This window comes from Mesorhizobium sp. M1A.T.Ca.IN.004.03.1.1 (genome assembly GCF_003997555.1).
Classification (GTDB): domain Bacteria; phylum Pseudomonadota; class Alphaproteobacteria; order Rhizobiales; family Rhizobiaceae; genus Mesorhizobium.
Window position 1 is genome coordinate 1 of the sequence record NZ_RZTV01000801.1, and the last position, 249, is coordinate 249.

The 249-nt window shown below is 62.7% G+C and carries 1 protein-coding gene; it reads left to right on the forward strand.

Annotated features, from left to right (window positions below; genetic code table 11):
• Positions 1-105: DUF1127 domain-containing protein (locus EOD29_RS33870; RefSeq protein ID WP_127248882.1), on the forward strand; the 105-nt coding region annotated here is incomplete at its 5' end.
• Positions 106-249 lie beyond the last annotated feature (144 nt).

Genomic DNA, 249 nt, shown 5'->3' on the forward strand with positions numbered 1-249 from the left:
GGCCGGCGCGCGCTGAGAGGCCTGACGGCGACCGAACTCAAGGATATCGGTGTGTCGCAGTCCGATGCCGCGCGCGAAGTCGGCAAGTCGTTTTTCTGGGACTGATTATGCAGAACTCAAAGAGTTACAGCGCTGTTCGCGCGTCTGAAAAGACGCGTAACGCTGTCATCGCCGGGATCAGCTGCAGGCCTTGTTGCCGCCGGACCAGCGATTGACGTCGGCGGTGATGCGGCCGGCGACCGGTTCCTG